7 protein-coding genes are annotated in these 6655 nt (G+C 38.4%); all 7 read right to left on the bottom strand.

Annotated elements, in window-relative coordinates; all coding sequences use genetic code 11:
- Positions 1 to 188: 188 nt before the first annotated feature.
- The 7 genes from RDN22_RS03655 to rpsF all read right to left on the bottom strand — a co-directional run bounded on the left by RDN22_RS03655 (position 189) and on the right by rpsF (position 6527).
- Positions 189 to 1130: a phosphate/phosphite/phosphonate ABC transporter substrate-binding protein gene (locus tag RDN22_RS03655; protein WP_308556016.1), complete on the bottom strand. Its 942-nt coding sequence runs from the start codon at positions 1128 to 1130 to the stop codon at positions 189 to 191.
- A 216-nt stretch (positions 1131 to 1346) separates the two neighbouring features.
- Entirely contained in the window at positions 1347 to 2741 is a 1395-nt protein-coding gene (gene dnaB / locus RDN22_RS03650) for a replicative DNA helicase (protein ID WP_308556015.1), read from the bottom strand.
- 27 nt (positions 2742 to 2768) lie between these two features.
- Complete coding sequence (rplI, locus tag RDN22_RS03645; protein WP_308556013.1) at positions 2769 to 3224, bottom strand: 50S ribosomal protein L9; 456 nt, start codon at positions 3222 to 3224, stop codon at positions 2769 to 2771.
- Positions 3225 to 3243: 19 nt separating this feature from the next.
- Complete coding sequence (locus RDN22_RS03640; protein ID WP_308556011.1) at positions 3244 to 5265, bottom strand: DHH family phosphoesterase; 2022 nt, start codon at positions 5263 to 5265, stop codon at positions 3244 to 3246.
- Between the two features lie 132 nt (positions 5266 to 5397).
- On the bottom strand, positions 5398 to 5634 hold the full coding sequence (gene rpsR, locus RDN22_RS03635; protein WP_003549366.1) for a 30S ribosomal protein S18: 237 nt from the start codon (positions 5632 to 5634) through the stop codon (positions 5398 to 5400).
- A 29-nt stretch (positions 5635 to 5663) separates the two neighbouring features.
- A complete protein-coding gene (gene ssb / locus RDN22_RS03630) occupies positions 5664 to 6185 on the bottom strand; it encodes a single-stranded DNA-binding protein (RefSeq protein WP_308556007.1) in 522 nt (173 codons plus the stop codon).
- Between the two features lie 45 nt (positions 6186 to 6230).
- Positions 6231 to 6527 carry a 30S ribosomal protein S6 gene (gene rpsF / locus RDN22_RS03625; RefSeq protein ID WP_308556005.1) on the bottom strand — a complete coding sequence of 99 codons (297 nt, stop codon included), beginning with the start codon at positions 6525 to 6527 and terminating at the stop codon, positions 6231 to 6233.
- Between the last annotated feature and the right edge of the window lie 128 nt (positions 6528 to 6655).

The following is a 6655-nucleotide window of genomic DNA, read 5'->3' as shown; positions in this document are numbered from 1 at the left end:
GAGTAAGGCTTAGTTTCATATACTCAAAATTCTGATCAAAGAGAACAAATATCATGCCTTTCATTTGACTTATTACCACATGACTTTACTATTACTTATATTTTAACCGAAACTACATAGCATTTATATCAAAAAAGAACCTACTTTTTAAGCAGGTCCTTAATTATTGTTTATTGCTTTGTTTAGTTTTAGTTATTGTTGCTACCAGTAGCCTTGTTAACGATCTTTTGGTATTGACGCAAACCATCAAAGTCTGAATCCTTAGCATCTACATAGCCGTAGTGGTTGTAGATACTTTCGATGATTTTCTTACCTTTCTTAGACTTAGCAATATTCTTGAATGCTTTAGAAAGCTTAGCTCTAAACTTCTTAGGCATATCTTTTCTAACTGCGATTGTGTCGTTAGGAATCCATTTAGTGAAGTAGATTGGTACAACGTCGGTCATAGCCTTCTTATCATCTTGAGCTGCGATGTTACGTGCATCTGAGAAGACGAATGCGGCATCAACGTCACCGTTTAAGACTGACAATACTTCTTGGTCGTCACCCTTGATGTTAACCAACTTACAGTCTTTAGTTACGTTTAAACCTTTCTTGTAAAGTTCAGCAACTGGGTAAACGTAACCGGATGAAGAACTTGGGTCACCGATCGCAATTTTCTTACCTTTAAGGTCTTTCCAAGATTTAATCTTAGAACCCTTCTTAACTACGATCATGCCGCGGTATTTGTGCATTAAGGTGTGGTTCATCTTACCAGATGGCTCATCATAGCCGTAACGTTCAGCTTGCAAAAGAACATCTGCAATTCCACGCTTATGAGCAAGAATGTATGAGTAAGGTGGCATGAAACCAACATCAACTTTCTTAGATGACATTGCTTCAACTAAGCCGCTGTAATCGGTAGAAACTGTTACGTGAACTGGAATATGCAATTGCTTTTGCAAAAGTGTTCCAAGTGGCTTTGCCTTAGCTTCCATCTTGTTTGCTTGTGTACTTGGCACAAATTCAACGTTCAATTCCTTAGGATCATTTAATGATGCAGATGAACTCTTTTTATTATTTGAACATGCGGCAAGTGAGACAGTAGCTAAAACTGCTAATGCACCGACTAATACCTTTTTAAACTTCATAGATTTAAAAATCCTCCAAAAATTCATTGATGTTTTTGATCTCATAAATAGGTATACCAGAATAATTTTCAGATTTCAATACAAAACACGAATTATATTATTTATATTTGCGTTTATTGTTTCTATATTATATAAATCTATGATTTTATATCAACTTATTTCAAACAATATTCGTGTTTTTTTTGCATAAAAAAAGCACATGCTTTTAACATGTGCTTAATTTCCATCAGGATCATCATGTGCATAATCAAGGTTCGAGAAGCGGTTATATGGCTTCGAGAACATCAATTTAACTGTCCCACGACTACCTGAACGGTTCTTTTCAATAATTACTTCAACTTCACCGTTATCGTCTTCTGCTCCAACTTCGCTACTACTACCACTATTTTCGCCGTCTTCTGGCTCATCACGATAGTAGTCATCACGATATAGAAACGAAACGATATCGGCATCCTGTTCAATTGACCCAGATTCACGAATATCGGACAATACAGGCCGTTTATCTTGACGCTGCTCAACTGACCGTGACAACTGTGAAAGGGCAATGACGGGCACGTGAAGCTCCTTAGCGAGCTTTTTAAGTTGTCTAGAAATTGCGGAAACTTCTTGTTGCCGTGATTCACTACGTGGACCTTCAATCAACTGCAAGTAGTCGACAACAACTAGCCCTAAATTGCCTTTTTCTTTAGCAAGGCGCCGTGATTTGGCACGAATTTCACTCATTTTGATACCCGGAGTATCATCAATGAAAATATCGGTACTGGCAAGCGAACCTGCTGCCATTACCAAATTGTGCCATTCTTCTTGGTTTAATTGACCAGTTCTGAGGTGCTGAGAATCAATTAAACCTTCAGAAGCTAACATTCTTTGCACAAGTTGTTCACCACTCATTTCTAGTGAGAACATTGCTACAGACTTATCTGTGTGCAACCCTACATATTGGGCTACGTTTAATGCAAAGGAAGTTTTACCAACACCAGGACGAGCCGCGATAATGATCAATTCATCATCGTGGAAACCAGTAGTCATTTTATCTAGCTCATAGAATCCAGTTGGCAGACCAGTCACCATATTATTATCTTCAGGAAGATTGTTAATATCATTAATCGTTGAATTAACAACTTCCTTAATTGATCTAAAGCCACCAGTATTGTTTTCAGATGAGACATTCATGATCTCGCTTTCCGCGTCATCAAGAATATCTGTTACATCATCTGAGCCATTAATGGCATTAGTAATAATATTTTGACTGGCTGAAATCAATCTTCTAAGCAGTGCCTTCTTGTGCACAATTTGTGCATAAAAGTTCACATGCGCTGCAGTTGGCGTAGCCATAGCTAATTCAGAAACATAGCCAATTCCGCCTATATCATCCAACTGATTTCGCTTGTTCAACTCATCCTGAAGAGTCAGTGGATCAATTGCATCCCCGCGGTCAGACAAATCCAGCATTGCCTGGTAAATAATCTGATTTGCCCGCTCATAAAAATCTTCAGGTTGCACAATCGCACTGGCATCAGCAATCGCTTCTGGATCTATGAAAATCGCACCCAAAACGGCTTTTTCAGCGTCAGAGTCGTGTGGAATCTGTTGAGAAACAATATTATCCATCAATCACAACCACTTTTATAAAAATAATTAGTCTTGTTCAGTAACGTGAACGCGAATAGTTCCTTCAACGCCCTTGAATAACTTAACGTGAACGTTAGTGTAACCCAAAGTCTTGATTGGTTCTGGCAAATTCAACTTACGCTTATCAATCTTGATGCCGTATTGCTTTTCAAGACCTTCAACAATCTTCTTGCTTGAAATTGAACCAAACAAACGAGAATCGTTACCAGCCTTTGACTTGAAGTTAACAATAGTGCTGTCTTTTTCAAGTTCTGCCTTAACTTTTTCTGCTTCAGCCTTTTCTGCTTCATAAGCAGCTTTTTCATTAGCTTCAACACGCTTTAAGGTGTTCATGTTACCCTTAGTAGCTGCCTTAGCAAGACCACGCTTGATTAAATAGTTTTGTGCATAACCGTCTGGAACTTCCTTAACTTGTCCACGCTTGCCTCGACCTCTAACGTCTTGTGTAAAAATAACCTTCATTCTCAGGTCCCCCTTTTAATTAATCGTTTTCTTCTTCATATTCATCAATTGCCTTAAGCAATTTTTGTTTTGCCTCTTCAATAGTAACACCCTTAATCTGCGTTGCCGCATTTGAAAGGTGTCCACCACCGCCGAGCTTTTCCATTATAATTTGAACATTGATTTTACCCATTGAACGAGCAGAAATACCAATCGTATCTTGACTACGTCTTGTGATGGCAAAGCTTGCACCTACATTTTCCAAATCAAGGGCAGTATCAGCTGCTTGTGCGGTAATAATTGGATCGATAATTTTATCATCAGGACCGCAAAGTACAGCCATATGTGGCTTAACCATCTTAAGAGTTGATACTAGGTGTGTGCGTTCAAGGAAACTATCAATGTCTTCTTTTAACAACATGCTTACTACAGCTGAATCGGCACCGATTGAACGCAAGTAACTTGCGGCATCGAACGTTCTAGTACCAGTTCTAAGTGAGAATTCCTTTGAATCAACCACGATACCAGCAAGCATTGCCGTTGCTTCAAGGTCGGTTAAGACACGTTTGCCATTAGCTGGCTGCTGGTATTCAATCATTTCAGTAACCAGTTCACAGGCTGATGAAGCATATGGTTCAACGTATGTAAGCATTGGATTTTCTGGGAATTCTTCGCCTCGTCTGTGGTGATCAATTACGATAATTCTGTTTTTCAACCGATCATATAAAGGCTGTGAATAAGTAATTGAATACTTAGAGTGGTCTACCATAACCAACATCGATTTATCGGTCACTTCAGCTAGAGCCTCTTCAGGACTGATGAAAATATCTTTATCCTGATTCTTTTGTTGCATACGTGTGACTAGACGTCCAACGTCATAGTTAGTTTTATTGGTATCAAGAACAAAGTTAGCTTTAACGCCATGAAGACGAGCTAATTTTACTACACCAATACCACTACCGACAGAGTCCATGTCTGGGCGTTGGTGTCCTACTACGAAGACACGATCTGCGTCCTTAAACAACTCACTAATTGCTTGAGAAACCATTCTTGCTCTAACCCGAGTTCGTTTCTCCATTGGATTAGATTTACCACCATAAAAGCGAGCATCTTTGCCTGGCTGACGCAAAACAACCTGGTCCCCGCCTCGACCAAGGGCTAAATCTAAGTTAGATTGAGCTTGGTTAGCAATTTCAGATAATGAGTCACTACCAAACGCAATCCCCATAGATAAAGTCAATGGCGTATTGTTACGGCTAGTTTCTTGACGCACCTTATCTAAAACGGAGAATTTGTCTTTTTCCATTTCTGCTAAATCCTGCATGTGAACCAGCAAAAGAAAATGGTCTTCATCAATTCGTTTTAAATAGGCCTGGAACTTCTTAGCATAATTACTCAACGTGTTTTGTACGTAAGAACTCATGCTGGTTAATTCTTGATCATGCATGGTTTCGCTTAATTCATCATAGTTATCGATGAATATTTGTCCAATAGCCAGACGTTCAGCCTTATACTTATCTTCAATTTTTGCGTAGCGCGTAATATCCAATAAATAAATTACGCCCAGGTTATCTTGAACCACCATCTCAAAGCGATGTCCATCCCAATCGACGATATGGTTCTCTGATGTTTTAGCCTCAATTACTTCATTGAGCAATTTATTCAAATCCGGATCAACTGCTTCAATAGTGTGACCTACCAAATCTGTATCTTTTAAATACAATTGCAAATATGGGTTAACCCATTGAATTTGGTGATCAGAATCATATAACAAAATACCCTGAGGCATTTTGATCATTGCTTCTTGTTCACTGCGCTTTATGCGATAAGACAAATTAACTGCAAAGCTATTTGCATTACCTGCCAAAATATAGGTTCCATAAAATGCAAAAGCAACGGTTAAAATAAAAACCAATACCATTGCTAATCCGAATAACGGATTCATAATCATTGCAATTATGCTCCCTAATAAGGAAAGCGCCAAAATGATTATCACGGAAGCTGTTAATCTTGAATCCTTAATAAACTCAGGCAATTCAAGCTTATGTAAAAAATCTTTCATGAAGATCCTTCCTATAAGAGTAAACTATATCAGTGTCAATTATACCTTATTACGCATGTGGATTAAAAAGATGAGACTAAAAAAATACCCAGGAAATAATCCCTGAGTATCTTGGTTTTTATTCGATCTAAATTAGTCTTCAGCAACGAATGGCAATAAGCCCATGATACGAGCTCTCTTAATTGCATTAGCTACTTTACGTTGGTTCTTAGCACTAGTGCCAGTAACACGACGTGGTAAAATCTTACCTCTTTCTGAGATAAAACGTTTCAACAGATCTACATCTTTGTAGTCAACGTAATCGATGTGGTTAGCTGCAATGTAGTCAACCTTACGACGACGACGGCCACCTCTTCTTTGTTGAGCCATGTCCTAGAATCCTTTCTTAAATTTATTTTTTAGAATGGAAGATCATCATCAGAAATATCAATCGTATCGCCTGATCCAGCGAATGGATCTTGTGAAGCATTTTGATTGTTATTATTCTGTGGATTATTATTTTGAGATCCACCATTATTTTGGAAATTGTTAGTGCTTGGTGCACTATTATTTCCAGCATTTGGTGTATAACCACCATTTTGACCGCGGGCCTCACGATCTTTACGTGATTCAAGCAATGCGAAGTTATCAACAACAACTTCTGTTACATATACTCTTTGCCCATCTTTATTATCATAACTTCTGGTTTGAATTCGGCCATCTACACCAACCAACGAACCTTTGGAAGTAAAGTTGCAGAAGTTTTCTGCAGATTTTCTCCAAATTACACAGCTAATGAAGTCTGCGCCTCTCTCACCTTGACTATTTGTAAATTGACGGTCAACAGCAAGAGTAAACGTAGCAACCGAGATTCCGCTCCCAGTAGTACGCAATTCAGGATCACGTGTTAATCGGCCAACAAGTACAACTCTATTAATCATACTTATGTCCTCCCTTTCCTAAATCACATCGATAATAAATTAAAATTATTTGTCTAACTTAACAGTCATTGAACGTAAGATCATGTTGTCGATCTTTGACAAACGGCCAAATTCGTTAACTGCGTCAGCGTTGTCAGCAGTGAAAGTCATAATGTGGTAAGTACCTTCACGATACTTATCAATTTCATATGCGAAACGACGCTTGCCCCAGTCTTTGGATTCTACCATAGCACCACCGTTATCAGCGATAACCTTGTCGTAGTTTTCTACGAGAGCCTTCTTGTTATCTTCGTCAACATCTGGCTTGATGATGTAAGTTACTTCGTACTTTGTAGTTGCCATGACTATTGCACCTCCTTTTGGACTATATGGTTCTTGCTAAAATCAAGAACAAGGAGTAATTGAAATATTACTCGCAATTTCTAATTCTAGCATATAAATAAAAAATTACCAAACAGTTTTTCACGTGA

The sequence above is a fragment of the uncultured Lactobacillus sp. genome (assembly GCF_902491705.1).
GTDB lineage: Bacteria > Bacillota > Bacilli > Lactobacillales > Lactobacillaceae > Lactobacillus.
Note: the sequence above shows the minus strand (reverse complement) of the source record. Positions and strands in the feature narration are given on the sequence as shown.